Below are 17,547 nucleotides of genomic sequence, written 5' to 3'. Positions count from 1 at the left end.
ACATGCTTCGCGATGCACAGAAATCATGCATTCGCATGATTTCGCGCCGCACTTCTCGGGTTTTCTGTGAACTACGTTCACAAAAAACAGCACGCGGAATATCACCAGTAAACAGTAACAACAGTAGCACTTAAATTATTTACCCTCAGCTGTCATATTCTCCTTATTCACCTTCTCCACTGCATTCACAATATTCTCATACCCTGTACAGCGGCAAAGATTTCCTGCCATATGTTTGCGGATAGCATCTCTCGTAAGCTTCTCGCCCCGCTCAAGAAGCACTGTGGCAGACATAACAAAGCCTGGTGTGCAGAATCCGCACTGGATGGCGCCTTCCTCAATAAAAGCTTCCTGAATCCTGGTAAGTTCGCCGTTTTTCTCAAGACCTTCCAAGGTGCGGATATTCTTTCCTTCCGCCCAGACTGCCAGATAAATACAGGAGTCAATGGTCTCACCGTCAATGATCACAGTGCAGGCACCGCATTCACCTACTTCACAGCCTTTCTTCACAGAGGTAAGCCCAAGGCGGTTTCGCAGCATGTCAAGAAGAGATTCTCTCACGTCCACATACTCAGCTACCTCTTTTCCGTTTACGGTACACTGTACCAGCCGCATATCCTTTTTCATGACTGCTCACCTCCTGTTACATTCTCAGCATCAGATGAAGGATAAATTTTTCCATTTGCACTTATATTTTCGCCTGAAGTTGTCCGGACATCCGGCACTACAACTCCCGTCACCATTCCCCTGCGAACACTCTCCTTCAACGCGCGCTTCGCGATTTCTCCGCCAATCTGCAGTCGGAACGCCTTAGAAGCTCGCCAGGAATCTCTGGGATTGATTTCTTCCCTTACCAGCTCTTCCACCTTCTGGTAAAGTTCCTCGCCAATTTTCATGCCCCTCAGCGCCTCTTCCGCCTTCATACAGCGATACGGCACGGGTGCAGCTACACCAAAGGTGATCCTTACATCCTCCAGAACCTTTTTCAGAGGATCGATTCTGCTGACTACACTACAGCTCAGAGTCGCAATATCCATTGCATTTCGCATGGAATACTTAATATAAAATCCATGATATCCCTGATAATCCTTCCCTGGGATCACAATGTGGGTGAGCACATCTCCCTGATGCAGATCCACCTTACCAGGTCCCAGATAGAAATCCCTGATAGGAACCATCCGTCCACCAGTTCCATCTGCGATCCGCAGCATGGCATTCAGTGAAAAAAGTGTAGGTGCACTGTCCGCACTGACCGCACCATTACAGACATTTCCGCCAATAGTACCAATATTGCGGACCTGAGGTCCGCCAACCTGATCTACTGCTTCCCCCAAAACCGGAATCAGCTTCTGAATCACCGGATCATTGGTCACATGGGAAAAAGTAGTTCCTGCTCCAATATAAATATCACCAGACTCCATCTGCCGAATTCCCTTGATTTCCTTAATATCACGAATGCTCACTAAAGATGTACCGGCCATTTTGCCCTCACGGATCTTAATCAGCACATCACTTCCCCCGGAAATCACCCTTGCATCCGGATGCTCCTTCAGAAGAGTTACCGCTTCCTTAATGGTCTCTGCATTATAATAATTTTCAATATCGTACATTCCTCATGCCCCCTTTCTCAGATCAGTCCGGCCTTTGTAAAACCGTCTATCAGTCTTTGCGGTGTCAGAGGAATCTCAGAAAAGCCGATGCCAGTTGCATGAAGCACAGCATTCCGGATGGCCGGTGCACTTGGAATTGCAGGAGGCTCGCCAAGGGCTTTATTTCCATATGGACCCATTGGATCGTTCAGCTCTACAAACTCAGCAGTCAGATCCGGAGTATCCATCATTGTCATCATTTTATAATCCAGCAAAGTCCCATTTAATGGTCTTCCTGTTTTCTCATCGATAAGAAGCTGCTCAGAAACTCCATAACCGATTCCCATAAACATGCCGCCATGAACCTGCATTGCTGCAAGCTGCGGATTCAAAAGGGTTCCACTGTCATGAACATTCACAATATCCAGAACCTTGATCTTGCCAAGTTTCATATCTACTTCTACTTCCGCAAAACAACAGCCGCTGGCAACTGTATTCTTCTTCACCTGTCTGGAAACCTCTGCTGTAAGGACAGAAGAATTACTCAGACTGTAATAGCTCTCCATAGCCAGATCCTCAAGGGAAATCGCAGGCTTGCCATCTGCCAGAATATAACCATCCTCCAGTTCCAGCCGGTCCACATTACCTGGAACAAGTGTTCTGGCATATTCTAAGATCTTCTGCTTCAGCTGCTGCGCACATTCCTTCACGGCTGTACCGGTGACAAAGGACTGTCTGGAAGCATACGCACCTGTATCAAAAGGCGTCACATCTGTATCCTGCTGGGTTACAATATGCACCCTGGAAATATCCATATGTAAGGTCTCTGCTGCCATCTGGGAAAATACAGTATCCGCGCCTTGTCCAATCTCTGTAGCACCAACCTGCAGCTGTACACTTCCATCCTGATTCAGAGACAGCCTTGCACCTGCAATCTCCAGAGAAATTGGCCATACACCAGTCTTATAGGAAAACAGTGCCATACCAACTCCACGCCGGATATCGCCAGTCTGGTTCTGATATGCTTTCCGTTTCTCATCCCAGTGAATATACTCTGCTCCTTTTTCCAGGCACTCAAAAATACCGTTGGTATTCGCTGCGATTGGCTTCAGATAGGCATCTTCATAATAGCCATGGATCAGATTTTTTCTGCGGAATTCCAGCGGATCCATACCGATTTCATAAGCAATATCATCCATAAAGCTCTCCGTAGCAAAGCAAACCTGAGGAATACCATATCCTCTCATCGCCCCTGCTGTAGGACAGTTGGTATAGACGGTATAAGCTTCCCCTCGGATATTTGGGCATGCATACTGAAGTCTGCTGGCCGTCAGACCATTGGCTGCTATGGCATGTCCGTGGGATGCATAAGCTCCCTGATTGGAATAGGTAGTCATCTCTTTTGCAAGAAGATGTCCTTCTTCATCCACGCCTGCTTCCATGTCATATTCAATGGAGTGACGGGTTCTGGTATTGGTAAAGGTCTCCTCACGTGTAAGCTCGATCTTCACGGGACGACCGCCCACCTGCATGGTGAGAAATGCATTCAGAGGTTCATAAAGCACCTCCTGCTTGTTGCCAAAACCACCGCCTACATAAGGCTTGATCACACGTACCTGCCCCCAGGGGATTCCAAGTGCCTGGCCAACAATACGGCGCACAATATGGGGAATCTGTGTGGAAGAAACCACCACGACCCTGCCCTTTTCCATATAGGCGTAAGAAATATTATTCTCAATATGGCAGTGCTGGACAATAGGTGTCTTATAACTTCTTTTCAGCTTCGCGGCAGCCTTCTCCATTGCGCTGTCCACATCTCCGATCGCAAAGCTGGATCTTGCCAGAATATTATCCTTCTTGTCAAGATGAATGGGATGCTCCGTTCCACGCATGGAAATCTTCGGGCTCACGACCACCGGATATTCTTCATATTCTACTTTGATCAGCTTCAATGCCCGGGAAGCTGTCACTTCGTCCTCGGCTACTACAGCTGCAATATCATCGCCATAATACCGTACTCGTCCGGTGAGCAGATTACGGTCTGCCACATCCTGATGAGCAAGCTCCACGGACCAGGGATGTCCTGGGGTGGGATAACAATGATTCGGTACGTCCTTAAAGGTAACTACCTTTACTACGCCGTCCAGAGCCTCTGCTTCGCTGGTGTCAATGGTTTTTACCACGCCGTTTCCGATCTTTGCATGATAAACCCTGGCTACCAGACACTTATTCAGAATCAGGTCATCTGTAAATTTCGCACGTCCTGTCACTTTCTCATAAGCGTCTACTCTTGGAACACTCTTTCCAATCATATGCTTCACCTTCTTTATATTTTTTGCAGCGGATGCCTCCAATCCGCCCTTTACCCCCTCATAAAGGAATGGCCGACGCCGTTCAAAAAACAAGTTTACGGTTCTTCTTTGAACTGATCGTCGGCCCCTTATGCTTCTTCTCTTTCCGTCTCAACCTAAAAAATATTGTACAAAATATTCTTTCAATGCAAAATTATTGTATCATATTTCACCGGTGTTTTGCAATAATTTTATAAATAATTTAGCTGTTTTATCTGTATAATTTTGAAATTTCTGCAAATTCAAAGCTCTATCAGCCTGGAGCATGTCTGGAAAATCATTCCCGCAATCTTCATTCCCTGCTTTGCGGTATATTTCGCCATGGAATATTGCGTAACTGTCATAATCGCTTCTCTAATTTTTCGCCGTATAAATCCCCCGCAGATCGTAAATCGCATGTCTTGGACACTTCACTGCGCACATTCCACAGCTCAGGCAGACAGACTCTTCTATCACTGCACAGTTATCTGTAACCCGGATTGCCCCGGCCGTACAGGTCTTCTCGCAGATTCCACAGCCAATACAGCTGACTTCACACTGTTTTTTTGCCTCTGCCCCTTTACTCTTATTTGAGCATTTTACTACGATCCAATTGGCACATTCATGGACATGAATGATCTGCTGTGGACATACCTTCCCACATGCCCCGCAGCCAATGCATTTTTCTTCATCTATTTCCGCCACACCATACTCATTCAGGGAAATAGCGCCAAATTTACATTTCTCCACACAGGCTCCACAGCCAATACATCCATCTTTGCATCCATTGTCCCCTGCTGTAACCCTGCACCCCCCATTACATGCCACAACAGCTGACCGATACGGAAATTTCTTCTTTACTGCCATCTCTCATCCCTTCCTTTCATATGGTGTTTCACTAAGAGGAAGGCTGTAACGCCTTACACCATCTCTTCGGAAATAGGCATCTGCTATTGCGGGTGCGGTGGGAATGGATGTAATTTCTCCAATACCAATAGCACCGCAAGCAACCTTAAGGCCTGGCTTGTCGATAACAATGGCATCGATCTTCGGAATCTCATGTGCACGGAAAAGACCTAAAGAACCATACTTGGAAATAGGTTTACAGTTCTCATCAATGGGATATTTTTCCCGCAGGGCAAATCCTATGGACATTACCACACCACCCTCGATCTGCCCCTCACAGGACAAAGGATTTACCGCTTTTCCCACATCATGAGCAGCAACTATCTCTTCAATTTTACCTGTCTTGGAATCCAAAATACAAACCTGGGTAGCATATCCATAAGCAACATGGGATACCGGATTGGGCACATTTGCACCAAGAGGATCGGTCTTCGCAAGATATTCTGCATAATAAACCTTACCGATCATATCTTCTACGCTTAATCCTGCTTTTTTATCCTCCATCAGTTTCTCACAGGCTCTTCTGCAAGCCTCACCGGTGATCAATGTCTGTCTGGAACCGGATGTAGTTCCGGAATCTGGTGAAATCCAGGTATTGCTGCGCTCGTAAATGATATCCTCTCTTTTTATATCTGTATTACTCACGATCATCTGGGTCAGTACTGTGCCAAGCCCCTGTCCAATACAGGAAGCTCCTGAGTAGATGTGAAGCTTCTTATCCTCTTCATAAATCAGTTTCACGCGGCCAGTGTCCGGAATTCCAACACCAACACCCGCATTCTTCATGGCGCAGCCAATGCCCACCGCTTTTCCTGCTGCCAACGCAGCTTCATATTTCGGCTGTACCGCTTCTAAGGTCTCCACAAGACCTGTGGAAGCGTCAACAATCTGACCATTTGGAAGTGTTTCCCAGGGCCGGATCGCATTGCGGTAACGAATTTCCCAGGGAGTGATTCCCACCTTATCTGCCATCATATTCAGAAGTGTCTCTGTCGCAAAACAGGTCTGGGTAACTCCGAATCCGCGAAATGCTCCTGCCGGCGGATTATTGGTATAGTAAGCTGTTCCCTCAATTTCAAAGTTTTCGTAGTGATAAGGACCTGCTGCATGGGTACATGCGCGCTCCAGAACCGGACCGCCAAGAGATGCGAATGCACCTGTATCCGCGGCAACCTTTGCCTTTACTCCCATGATATTTCCATTTTCATCACAGCCCATGGTCATATCCATATAAAAAGGATGGCGCTTAGGATGAACCAGCAGGGATTCTGCTCTTGTAAGCTTCATCTTAACCGGTTTCTTCGTCACATAAGTAAGAAGCGCACTTAAATGCTGCACGGTCATGTCTTCCTTACCACCAAATCCGCCGCCTACCAGCGCATTCTGTACCTTTACTTTGTCTGTACCAAGAACTAAGCTGCATTCGTGCAGCGTCTGGTGTGCTGACTGGTCTGTGGAATATACAAAAACATCTCCGTCTTCATCATAAAAAGACACGGCACATTCCGGTTCCAGAAATGCGTGTTCCGTCCATGGTGTCTCAAAATGATGGGAAATCACATATTTGGAATTTTTTATAGCCTCTGCTGCATTTCCCCGGCTGATATGTTTATATGCACAGATATTGTTCTCTTCCTCATCAAATACCTTTGGTGCATCTGGTTTCGCTGCCTCTTCAATCGTATGAATGTGAGGAAGCACCTCATACTCAACCTGGATCAGCTTCGCTGCCTTATCCGCAGTCTCTTTATCTCTGGCTGCTACAAGTGCAATGGCATCTCCCAGATAATGGGTAAGCCCTCCTATCGGAATCAGGGTATACTGATCATGCTTCAAATGTCCGATTTTATTCTCTCCTGGAATATCTTCCGCCGTAACAACTGCCTCTACCCCAGGAAGTGCCAGTGCCTTGGTCTTATCAATGGAAAGCACCCTTGCACGCGGATATTTACTTCTCAGTGCTGATCCATAAAGCATACCATCCAGGTAAAAATCGTCTGGATATTTTCCGGTACCAAGAACCTTTTCCCCAACATCGATTCTTGCTACACGGGAGCCAATATGCCAGTCGTTGTTAATTTCTTCCGGAAGTGTCCCCTCCTGCATAACTTTAGCCGCGATCCGTACTGCATCTATAATTTTTACATATCCGGTACAACGGCAATAATTGTTACGCAAGGCATATTTGATTTCTTCATCAGTGGGCTCTTTATTCACATCCAGAAGAGCTTTCGTGCACATTACCATGCCAGGAATGCAAAAGCCGCACTGTACAGCACCAGCCTTTCCGTATGCATACGTATATACCTTTTCTTCCCACTCTGTCAGACCTTCTACTGTAATGATATTTCTGCCATCCAGCAGATCTGTATCCGGCACACAGGCCTTACAGGTTCTGCCATCGATAATCACTGTACAGGCTCCACAGGCACCCTCACTACAGCCATCTTTTACAGAAGTCAGATGTAACTCATCACGGAGAAATCTGAGCAGCTTTTGATTTTTTTTCGTCTCTACCCTCTGGCCATTGACTGTAAATACTGCCATGTTGGACTCTCCTTTCTACTCCCCCCATGAAAGTCAGATGCTTTTAACTGCGCTCCTAAACTTTCACAGTGAACTATGAGAAACACATTCTGAAGGTTTCCCAAATTATCGCAACAGTCACCAAGATCTTATGCATGAGCATACTTCGGCTCGCTGCCTGTCAAAATATAGACACTGTCCACAGCCCTTAAAAAGCTGTGGACAGTATTTCTATTACCTTATTTAGTTATCAAATATCCATAATCATCGATCACTGCACAGATCAGCTTCTTCAAACCGTCATACAGTTTATCTGCCGGATCGTCTGCCTTGCAGTCTGTGATCAGGCCTACAAATCTGACCTTACAGGTCTTATTCTCTTTATCCAGAACAACAAAACCATCGTTCTTACTGTCTGCCATGTCTTTCTCATTTGCAAACAGAGTAAATTTATCCTTGTATGGTGCACTTGCGTATGGGCAGAAGCTCTTACAGTTGCCGCACTCATTACACATATAATCTACGTGAATCACCTGATTCATAGCCATTCCAGGAACCTTGATGGAAATATTGGCACGGTTCGGGCACACATCTACACAGTTCTCACAGACTTTGTTACAGGTAAGACATCTCTCTTCCTCTGTCTTCGCCTCTTTGCTGTGCTTCAGGATACCTTTCTTTTCGAAACAGTCTTTCACATCACCTGTCACAGCTGCATCTCTGGTAATCTCTTTGCCAAGAATATCTTTCACTGCCAGCTGTGCATCCCGGATTCCCTCTACGATAGTTGCTGCGCCTCTGGCGCCGTCTCCGGCAACATAGACACCACTCACGCTGGTTTCAAGAGTTTTATCGTTGACCTTTGCTTTTCCTCTTTCATCCACTGCGATCTGGTTGGCAGTGTAGAAATCGGTATCAATCTTTTCTCCAACAGCTACGATCACGGTGTCAGCCGGAACCTCTACCACATCTGCAGTCTCGGTTACACCTGCACGTCCGGAAGCATCCATCTGGCCGAGCTTCATCTTCTTGCAGAGCAGTCTGCCGCCATCAAGACTTACCGGAGAAAGAAGTTCCTTAAACTCAACGCCCTCCTCCAGAACTTCCAGAAGCTCATCCTCTGCAGCTGGCATATAGCGCTTGGTTCTTCTGTATACAAGATAAACATGCTCTACACCTTCTGTGCGTTTCGCAGCTCTTGCAGTGTCCATAGCAGTGTTTCCGCCGCCGATTACAACTACATTTTTGCCAATATTCAGCTTACCATCATTTGCCTTGAAATCACGAAGAAACTTCAGAGCGTTAACGGTCTCACCTTTTTCCAGTTTCAAAGTGCCAGGCTTGCCAGCTCCAATTGCCAGGATCACAGCATCATAGCCCTGTGCTTTCAGATCTGCCACAGAAGTGATTTCTGTATTTGTGCGGATCTCTACACCCATCTTCTGGATGAAAGAAATATCTTTGTCAATAGCAGCGTCTCCAATACGGAATCCAGGTATCACGTAACGGATCACGCCGCCGGCTTTCTCTTCTTTTTCAAAAATGGTAACTGCTGCGCCCTCTCTTGCAAGGAAGTAAGCAGCTGCAATACCTGCAGGACCGCCACCAACTACGGCGACCTTCTTACCGTTTGGCTCGCCAGCCTTGATCTCACCGATCAGCTGCTCATAGCCATGCTCTGCTGCTGTCAGCTTGGTGCCACGGATATTTACGGATTCTTCGTAGAAATTACGGGTACATTTTGTCATACAGTTGTGTGCACATAAGGTGCCTGTAATAAATGGCAGGGCATTTTTCTCAAGGATCACTTCAAGTGCTTCTTTATATTTACCCTCACCAGTCAGTGCTACATACTGTGGAATATCTTGATGGATTGGACATCCTTCAGAACACGGTGCATAGAAGCAGTCCAGAAGAGGAACTTCTTTTGTGCTCTTTCTGTTCGGAACCGGCTTAATGTTCTTCACATGATGCCCATCAGTAATAGCATCTGCTGCCAGCTTCTTCAGTGCATCCACATCGATTCCTTCCCATTTCTTCGGGCAGATTCCTTCCACCTTATCCGCTACCTGGGTAAATCTCTGATAGCCGCCTGTCTTCAAAAGGGTGGTAGCCATAGTTACAGGCCAGATACCGCATCCCACAATTTTGTCAATATTGTAATAATCTGCACCTCCGGAATAGGAAATTCGAAGTTTTCCTGCGAATTCAGCAGAAAGTTTGGCTGCAAGGGAAATGGACAACGGGAACAAAGCTTTGCCGGACATGTACATTTCTTCACTTGGGAGCTCATTTCGGGTAACGTCAACCGGGAACGTATTGGTAATCTTTACACCAAATTCCAGGCCCAGTTCGTCGGATAATTTCATCAGACGTGTAAGCATAGGAACTGCATCCTCATACTGCAAATCGTCTCTGAAATGGAAATCGCCGAATACCATATAATCATATCCCATCTCATCCATGGTCTTTCTTGCAAAATCATAGCCAAGAAGGGTCGGGTTGCACTTTACAAAGGTATTCAGATGTTTCTCTGTAAGCAGATAATTTGCAATGCTCTCAATCTCCTGTGGAGGACATCCATGCAGTGTGGAGATCGTAGCAGAATTACAGACATTAGATGGGATTGCTTCAATGTCTTCTCTGGTAAAGTTCTGGAACTTGTCAGCATTGTCCAAAAGCCATTTTCTGCATTCCTGGAAAATAACAGTGTCCTTTGCTTCCATCATTCCGTCAATAAAGGTATTGACCTTTTCTCCCTTAATTCCTGCAAGATCATATCCTACGGAAATATTAAACTGGAACCCATCCTGTGCACCCAAACCGAATTCTTTTGCAATCACATGAAGGATAAACCATGCCTTGATGTATTCGCCCATCGCGTCCGGAACAGTCAGCTCAGTTGACCATTCGCAGTTATATCCCTCATCATCTGCAAGAATGCACGGTTTATTCACACATGCTGAAAGCTCTGCGCCATCCATCTTCTGAACTGTCTTCAGCTCAAAAAAACGGGCTCCTGCATAATAAGAAGCGATGATATTCTGTGCCAGCTGGGTATGGGGACCTGCTGCCGGTCCCACTGGTGTCTCCAGGTTTCTGGTAAAAATAGTCATATCATTCTTCGGATCTGCTGTGTATGGGCGATGTACCCCAAATACAGTGTCCTGCCCTTTTTTCTCCTGAAGGACCCAGTCCATCAGCTGCCCGAAAGGCATACATGTCATCATATCGCTCATATTTATTTTCCTCCGTTAATATCGTCAGCCAGTTCCTGTGCAGACTGACGGCAGTCAGCCATAACCTTATCTACGTCACAAACCAGCACTTCCCTGTCTTTCATAAGAACCTTGCCGTTACATACAGTAGTCACAACGTCATGTCCTGTAGTTCCAAACAGAAGATGTCCGTTTACATTGTCTGCTCTCATAGGTGTAAGCGGGTTGTAATCCATTACGATTACATCGGCAGCTGCCCCCTCTTTCAGAACACCAAGTGGTTTCTTAAAGTAGCGGTTGGCAATAATTGCATTGTTCTCAAAGAGCATCTTGGGAACCTCACCCCATGCAGCATTTGGATCGCAGAGATGATGCTTGTGAAGGATATTGGCAACCTTCCAGGATTCCAGCATATCGTGGGTGTATCCATCAGTTCCAAGTCCCGTAACGATTCCCTTATGTACCAATTCCATGGTAGGCGGACATCCGCAGGCATTTCCCATATTGGATTCCGGGTTGTGGACAACCATGGTATCAGTCTCTTTAATTAAATCCATCTCATGCTCGTTAATATAAATACAATGTCCCAGAAGCGTCTTCGGTCCAAGAATATTCCAATCGTAAAGTCTGTCTACAATTCGTTTGCTGTGCTCCTTCAGGCACTGATGAAGGTCATAGATTCCCTCTGCAACATGAATATGATAGCCAACACCGTCTGGTTTCAGTTCGTTACACAATTCCATGGTCTCATCGGAAATAGTGAAAGATGCATGCATACCCATCATAGCAGCGATCATGTCGCTGTCATCTGCAAGTGCGTGTTTGATAAAGTTCACATTCTCCATTACAGATTCTCTGGACTTGTCCATGCCGTCACGGTCGGAAATTTCATAGCAAAGGCAGGTACGGACACCAAGATCCTTAGCTGCTGACTCAATAGCACTGAGGGAACCGGTAATATGTCCAAAGCTTGCATGGTGATCAAATACAGTCGTTACACCATTCCGGATACTGTCGATGTAAGTAGCCATCGCAGAAAGTCTGGTCTGCTCCAGGGTAAGATGACGGTCAATAGTCCACCACTGTCCATCCAGAATATCCAGAAAGCCCTTGGGATTATATCCTTTAATACTCAGACCTCTGGCAAAAGAGCTGTAGATATGCTCATGGGTATTGATAAATGCAGGCATGATAACTCCGCCTCTGGCATCTACAAATTCTCCATCCGGATATGCCTTCTTCACCTCATCTGTAGTCCCCACCATAACTATGGTGTTACCATCCATTGCAACTGCACCGTTCTCTATAAATGCCTTGGATGCGTCCCGTGTGATCATTCTTCCATTACCAATAATAAGCATATGGCATCCTCCTTTACTTGTTAAAATTGTTGAATCAAATAGCACAATTCAACATTTTTTAGGATATTTTATACAGATAATGTAACACATTCCCATATAAATTTCAATAGGAAATCTAAAAATATTTTTGGGTTTCTCAAAATTTTTGTTCAAACAAACTAACTGATCACAGCCAAAACACGCTCTAGGGCACGTTTGAAAATGCTTTCTACAAGCTGTACGTCACAATTCGAGGGAGATTTTGCCCGCAGTCTGCATAAACATGAAAACAAGGCAGTCTGTCAATTAAACAAACTGCCTTGTTCTCTCTATTAATGGATTTTTCAAACAAGCTCTAATCCATAGCTGATTTTCCATCTGCATTATTCGTATATGTATCTTTATAACTCCCGGATCACATGCAAGAATTTCCGGCCCTTTTTCCATAATTCAGGATCAATTTCCACCTCATAGCCTTTGCCATTCTGCACATGCCAGTCATAAAAAGAGCGGTCTTCGTCTGCATATTCTTCCATAACATTCATGATCGTACCGCCATGCACCACAAGTGCTGCCAAAGAAATCCCATTACGGAGACAACCATTTACAGCTTTCTGGAAGCCGGTCACATTGCGTCTTTTAAATTCCTCTCTGCTCTCTCCTCCCGGAAATGGCAATAGTCCACCAGAATCGATCCAGGACTGGTAATGTTCATTTCCGTCCAGTTCCTGATAATTTTTATTTTCAAATTCTCCAAAATCACATTCTGCAAGCTCATCAATAATATTCAGCTTTTTTCCGGGAAAAAGGATTCCTGCAGTCTGGGTACAGCGGATCATAGGACTTGCATAAACTGCCTGTACCTCCGGATAAGCAAGCTGCGCCAGCATATTCCCAGCCTCCGGACAAAGAGGTTCATCCGTTCTTTTTCCTATATATCTTTTTAACTTATTCCCCTGGGTTTCCCCATGACGAATCAGAATAAGTTTAAGCATTTTTGATCACCGTCCCAATTCCACATACTACACGTATTACCTTTTTGCTTTTTGATGCGAGATCCGTACAGACTCTTCCCACTGCCTCCCGGTATTTCCGGTCAAAAGCATCCATGGGGACAACGCCGTATCCTACTTCCTGACTTACCAGAATGATATCCGGATTTTTCTCCCATAATTCTTCTGCCAGTCTGGCCACATCTTTGTCTGCTTTTAATTCTTTTTTGATATACTCCTGAAAATCAAGGACGCCCTCTGCATTCATAAGCTCTTCTTTTTCCAGATCGGCTCCCTTTTTCCAGCAGACATCAGGATGATGTTCTTTTGCATATGTGCTCTTTCCCTGAAAAGCACCTCCAATGATCATTTCCATTGTTACAATTTCTCCTTTTTTCCCAGTTCCCGGAGCGTGTCTGTAAAAGACTTTCTGCAAGATGTACGTCACAATTTGTGGGAGATTTTGCCCGGATGAGGGCGCATAGCAGGCTACGACAACCGAATTCGGGCAAAATATACCGCAAAGTGGGGCGTGCAGATTGCGGGAATGATTTTTCAGACACGTCTAGATAAATACAGAAACAACAGCCAGTACAACAGCCATTCCCACCTCACAAAGGCACAGAAAATATCCTGCCAGGTCACCTGTGATCCCGCCAAAATATTTCATTGCTTTATAATGATAATAAAGGAAAACAAGTACTGCAGTTCCAAATGCCAGAATACCCATCACAGGCTGGATCCATATCATCACCGCCAGCAGAATTCCAAGATAGACGATCAGCACATTTCGCACAATCATATCTTCTGCTTTTCTGGAAAATTCTGCTACAGTTCCATCTTTACGTGCCTTTGGAAACATCATGACACTGATTCCGGACAAACATCTGGAAACCATAAATCCGAGAGCCATAATCAAAAGTGCCCGCCTGTCCGTCCACAACTGACTGTAAGCTCCATACCATATCAGAAAAAAAGCACAGGCTGTAATAACCGCAAATGCACCGGCATGGGAATCTTTCAGAATTTCAAGACGTCTCTCCCTTTCCTGCCAGGAGCTTAATGCATCCGAAGTATCCAGAAGACCATCTACATGGATTCCACCTGTCACCATTACCGGAACCAGTACAAGAACTGCTGAGACAAAAGACGGATTAAATCCAAATTTTCCGCCTGCCCATCCTACCAGATAAGAAAGCGCTCCAATTACCAGGCCGATAAAAGGAAAAAAACAGAATGTATATTTCATATTCTCCTTGTTCCAGTCTGCCATTGGCATAGGGATTTTTGAATACATGGCAAATGCCACTTTAAAATTATTCCACAGCATTTTCAATGATTTTTCCTCCTTTATGCCAGATTGGAATCCCATATACTACTTCAACCACCTCATCAGCCATTTTTCCAATGTTTTGATTGATTATCCCCAGATATTCCTGATAGCGGATGGTATCGCCCTCATAACTGGCTGCTTCGGAAAAAATCTCATTCGTGACAATCACCAGATGACGTACCTGGCTACTCAACTTTTTTATGCCTTCCAAAACGGCTTCCACAGTTTTTTCACCAGCCCCTTTTTCCTCAAACATCTCATTAGCGGCAAGATTGGACATACATTCCAGAAGAACCACAGCATTTTCCGGGAAATCCAGATTCTTCAATCCGGTATAGCATTCAACTGTCTCGAATCCTTTTCCTGCACGCATTTTCCGATGACGTGCCACACGCTTATGACTTTCCTCGTCATATGGATGCATGGTTGCAATATAGATTCTTTTTGCCGGTCCAAAAGATACTATTTTATCTTCTGCAAAAGCAGATTTTCCGCTTCCGCTTCCTCCGGTCACGACTGTCATCATATTAATTCAGCTCCTCGTACTGATCCACGTGAATATCATCAAATGTACTTAATGTATTGTAAAGAGTAGCTCCCATATCAAGAAACGGACAAAGGGCAATGGCTCCAGTGCCTTCCCCAAGACACATGTCAGCATGAAGCACAGCTTCTTTTCCAAGCTCATCCAGAACAAGAAGTGCTGCCGGTTCTTTTGACACATGACTGGCGATCATATAATCCGCTGCCTCCGGGCAAAGTCTGGCTGCTACAAGTGCGGCAACTCCGGAAATAAAACCGTCAATAAGAACCGGAATCTGTAATGCAGCTCCACCAAGATACACACCTGCCATTCCTGCGATATCAAGACCTCCAACTTTTGCAAGCACGTCTATGGAATCTTTTGCATCCGGCTTATTTAAATCAATGGCTTTCTTAATCGCCTGAATCTTGCGGGTAAGCCCATCGCTGGAAAGTCCTGCACCACGGCCAGTCATGGTTTCCACAGGTTGCCCCAGAAGCACAGATGCAACTGCACTGCTGGTTGTGGTATTTCCAATTCCCATCTCACCAGTTGCAAAAAGACGATACCCCTGAGCCTTCAGTTCTTCTACCATAGCAATTCCTGCTTCAATTCCCTTTATGGCTTCGTCTCTTGTCATAGCCGGACCTTTCGTCATATTGCGGGTTCCATACATAACTTTCAGATCTGTACGTGCTGTAGTATCTCTTACCATTCCCACATCTACTGGCTTTACATCCACTCCACACTGGTGGCACATTACACATGCGGTAGTGGTTTCTTTTACAAAATTATCTGCTACAATTGCAGTGACTTCCTGTCCTGTCTGGGTAACCCCCTCTTCTACCACGCCATTGTCTGCACACATGGCAACAAGAGCCTTTTTTCCAAGATCCACTTTCTCATCCCCTGTAATTCCAACGATCTGCGTAATCAGATCTTCCATTTTTCCAAGGGAATGGAGAGGCTTGGCGATGCTATCCCATCGTCTTCTGGCTGTTTTCATTTTTTCCTCATTCAGAGGCTTTATCTGTTTAAGTGTTTCTTCTAATGTCATGATTTCCTCCCGCTGGTAAATACCAGGAATTTACTGAATATGTAATTTAATGCCAGAACTACAAACTGGGTGATAAATTTGCCGGCCATATCATTCATGTGTATGATCTCTGCAAAGAACCATACGCCTGCTACTTCGATCACCATTGTTACACCTCTCGCTCCGACAAATTTGCAGAATGGACGGATATGGTCTTTCAAAGTCTCGCATTTGTCCTGAAAAACAAATTTAGAGTTTACCACATAAGCAAAAAGAATTGCCAGAATAATCGAGATCACATTTGCAAGATCTCTTTGAACTCCTGCCTGGCGCAGAAGAAAAAAGCTCACCAAATTCACCAGTGTAGTACATCCTCCAAAAAACACATAACGTACCACATCACTGGCATACAGTTTCTTAATGAGAGCAGTCATGGTTTACCTCCTGATAGACATCCTCTTTTCCACGAAGAATCTGGGAAATGATATAACGTGGACGCCGTTTTACTTCTTCGTATATTTTTGCAATATAATAGCCGATGATTCCAAGACTGAGCATAATAGCGCTTCCAATAAGCAAAAGAACGATAAGGGTAGTTGTATATCCCTCTACCGCTCTGCCGGCAAAAAATTGTACCAGCGAATAAATAATCAAAATCAGGGAGCATCCAAAGCATGCCCCTCCTACGACCGTTACAAATTGCAACGGTGCTGTGGTAAAAGCCACAATATTGGTAAACGCGTATTTTATCAAGGACCAGGTAGACCACTTAGACTGTCCAGCTTCTCTGTCCCGCACCTCAAATTCCACATAAGTGGTCTTAAATCCCACCCAGGATGAGGTCGCACGGAAAAACATATTTCGTTCTGGCATAGAAAGAATACTATTCACTGCTTTCCTGTCCATCATTTTGAAATCCGAAGCATTCTGCATATTCACACCTGTAGCCTTGGACATGATTCCATAGAAAAAGCCAGCGCTCTCTTTGTGAAGCAGACTTTCCGTTCCTCTTGATTTCTTTACGCCTTCGATTACTTCCCATCCCTGCTCCCAGAGATGGTACATGGAAATCAAAGTTTCCGGCGGGTGCTGTAGGTCACAATCCATAACTGCCACCACATCTCCTGTAGCCTGGGCCATTCCTGCATATACTGCTGCTTCTTTTCCGAAATTTCTGGAAAAATGAACGCCAAGAACATTTCCATCTTCTTCTCCGGCTTTGGTGATTTCTTCCCAGGTTTTGTCTTTTGAGCCATCGTCAACAACAACTAGTTCGTAGGAAATGCCGGCTTCTGCTAATACTTCATGAAGAACACGACAGGTTTTTCCTACCATCAGTTCTTCGTTATAAGCTGGCAAAACCACTGATAATCTGCTCATTTTTTCATCCTCTTCTCTGCTGACAGCCTTGTATATTTATGTTTAAAACGTGACAGCAGATCTTATTCTTTTCGATTTTTCAACGTTCCCATTATATTACAAATCCAGTGGGCAGGCAACCTTAATTGATATTCTTCAGAATTTAATAACAAAAAAACGATAACCAACCGGCTACCGTTTCCGTTCTGTATCTTCAAAACTACATACATGTTACATCCTAATGGAATCATTTTACAACCTTGCGATTTTTGGTCAAGCCCTCACCCTATTAGTAACAGTCAGCTCCATGTGTTGCCACACTTCCACCCCTGCCCTATCTACCTCGTCGTCTTCAAGGGGGTTTACTTCTTTCGAATGGGACATCTCATCTTGAG

Annotated in this window: 17 protein-coding genes, 1 rRNA gene and 1 pseudogene; 1 reads left to right on the top strand and 18 read right to left on the bottom strand. The window is 45.1% G+C overall.

Translation table 11 applies throughout. The features are described from left to right. Positions 1-135 precede the first annotated feature (135 nt). The 12 genes from xdhC to AB5706_RS19955 form a co-directional block, all read right to left on the bottom strand. Entirely contained in the window at positions 136-627 is a 492-nt protein-coding gene (xdhC, locus tag AB5706_RS20010) for a xanthine dehydrogenase subunit XdhC (protein WP_118583364.1), read from the bottom strand. Next, positions 624-1,610 (bottom strand): xanthine dehydrogenase subunit XdhB, encoded by a 987-nt coding sequence (gene xdhB, locus AB5706_RS20005; protein ID WP_173771968.1) that lies wholly within the window; start codon positions 1,608-1,610, stop codon positions 624-626. The genes xdhC and xdhB overlap by 4 nt, the downstream gene beginning before the upstream one ends. 17 nt (positions 1,611-1,627) lie before the next feature. After that, positions 1,628-3,901: a xanthine dehydrogenase subunit XdhA gene (gene xdhA, locus AB5706_RS20000; protein WP_173771966.1), complete on the bottom strand. Its 2,274-nt coding sequence runs from the start codon at positions 3,899-3,901 to the stop codon at positions 1,628-1,630. A gap of 281 nt (positions 3,902-4,182) precedes the next feature. After that, entirely contained in the window at positions 4,183-4,284 is a 102-nt protein-coding gene (locus AB5706_RS19995) for a DUF6783 domain-containing protein (RefSeq protein ID WP_306467715.1), read from the bottom strand. 10 nt (positions 4,285-4,294) lie between these two features. Then, a complete protein-coding gene (locus AB5706_RS19990; RefSeq protein ID WP_173718091.1) occupies positions 4,295-4,786 on the bottom strand; it encodes a 4Fe-4S binding protein in 492 nt (163 codons plus the stop codon). Positions 4,787-4,789: 3 nt separating this feature from the next. Further along, positions 4,790-7,372, bottom strand: coding sequence for a selenium-dependent xanthine dehydrogenase (xdh, locus tag AB5706_RS19985; protein WP_173769657.1), 2,583 nt, complete (start codon positions 7,370-7,372; stop codon positions 4,790-4,792). 218 nt (positions 7,373-7,590) lie between these two features. Further along, a complete protein-coding gene (gene ygfK / locus AB5706_RS19980) occupies positions 7,591-10,590 on the bottom strand; it encodes a putative selenate reductase subunit YgfK (protein ID WP_173771964.1) in 3,000 nt (999 codons plus the stop codon). Between the two features lie 2 nt (positions 10,591-10,592). Then, on the bottom strand, positions 10,593-11,930 hold the full coding sequence (gene ssnA, locus AB5706_RS19975; protein WP_118583354.1) for a putative aminohydrolase SsnA: 1,338 nt from the start codon (positions 11,928-11,930) through the stop codon (positions 10,593-10,595). A 158-nt stretch (positions 11,931-12,088) separates the two neighbouring features. After that, the gene (locus AB5706_RS19970) at positions 12,089-12,202 is read right to left on the bottom strand and encodes a DUF6783 domain-containing protein (RefSeq protein ID WP_368072567.1); all 114 of its coding nucleotides are present in this window, start codon (positions 12,200-12,202) and stop codon (positions 12,089-12,091) included. Between the two features lie 108 nt (positions 12,203-12,310). Further along, positions 12,311-12,904 (bottom strand): histidine phosphatase family protein, encoded by a 594-nt coding sequence (locus tag AB5706_RS19965; RefSeq protein ID WP_118583352.1) that lies wholly within the window; start codon positions 12,902-12,904, stop codon positions 12,311-12,313. After that, positions 12,897-13,277, bottom strand: a complete 381-nt coding sequence (locus tag AB5706_RS19960) for a bifunctional adenosylcobinamide kinase/adenosylcobinamide-phosphate guanylyltransferase (RefSeq protein ID WP_148463350.1) — start codon at positions 13,275-13,277, stop codon at positions 12,897-12,899. Before AB5706_RS19960 ends, AB5706_RS19965 begins: the two co-directional genes overlap by 8 nt. Further along, positions 13,213-13,374: a DUF6783 domain-containing protein gene (locus tag AB5706_RS19955; protein WP_373119401.1), complete on the bottom strand. Its 162-nt coding sequence runs from the start codon at positions 13,372-13,374 to the stop codon at positions 13,213-13,215. Before AB5706_RS19955 ends, AB5706_RS19960 begins: the two co-directional genes overlap by 65 nt. Positions 13,375-13,382: 8 nt before the next feature. Here AB5706_RS19955 and AB5706_RS19950 point away from each other — a divergent pair. Further along, positions 13,383-13,430, top strand: a pseudogene (locus tag AB5706_RS19950) (DUF6783 domain-containing protein); the annotation flags it as partial. Between the two features lie 36 nt (positions 13,431-13,466). Here the strand turns inward: AB5706_RS19950 and cobS are convergent. From cobS to AB5706_RS19920, 6 genes are all read right to left on the bottom strand, one after another. Beyond that, complete coding sequence (gene cobS, locus AB5706_RS19945) at positions 13,467-14,231, bottom strand: adenosylcobinamide-GDP ribazoletransferase (protein ID WP_330590186.1); 765 nt, start codon at positions 14,229-14,231, stop codon at positions 13,467-13,469. After that, positions 14,218-14,760, bottom strand: coding sequence for a bifunctional adenosylcobinamide kinase/adenosylcobinamide-phosphate guanylyltransferase (locus AB5706_RS19940; RefSeq protein ID WP_118583346.1), 543 nt, complete (start codon positions 14,758-14,760; stop codon positions 14,218-14,220). Before AB5706_RS19940 ends, cobS begins: the two co-directional genes overlap by 14 nt. A gap of 1 nt (position 14,761) precedes the next feature. Further along, on the bottom strand, positions 14,762-15,814 hold the full coding sequence (gene cobT / locus AB5706_RS19935; RefSeq protein ID WP_368366287.1) for a nicotinate-nucleotide--dimethylbenzimidazole phosphoribosyltransferase: 1,053 nt from the start codon (positions 15,812-15,814) through the stop codon (positions 14,762-14,764). Further along, complete coding sequence (locus AB5706_RS19930; protein WP_173771960.1) at positions 15,811-16,227, bottom strand: GtrA family protein; 417 nt, start codon at positions 16,225-16,227, stop codon at positions 15,811-15,813. Before AB5706_RS19930 ends, cobT begins: the two co-directional genes overlap by 4 nt. Beyond that, positions 16,211-17,173: a glycosyltransferase family 2 protein gene (locus AB5706_RS19925; protein ID WP_148463346.1), complete on the bottom strand. Its 963-nt coding sequence runs from the start codon at positions 17,171-17,173 to the stop codon at positions 16,211-16,213. Before AB5706_RS19925 ends, AB5706_RS19930 begins: the two co-directional genes overlap by 17 nt. Positions 17,174-17,421: 248 nt before the next feature. Then, positions 17,422-17,547, bottom strand: a 23S ribosomal RNA gene (locus AB5706_RS19920); the annotation flags it as partial.

Source organism: Ruminococcus sp. RTP21484sp1_RTP21277st1_D2_RTP21277_210401 (assembly GCF_040924225.1).
Lineage (GTDB): Bacteria > Bacillota > Clostridia > Lachnospirales > Lachnospiraceae > Blautia_A > Blautia_A faecis.
This window is presented reverse-complemented; position numbering and strand designations above follow the sequence as displayed.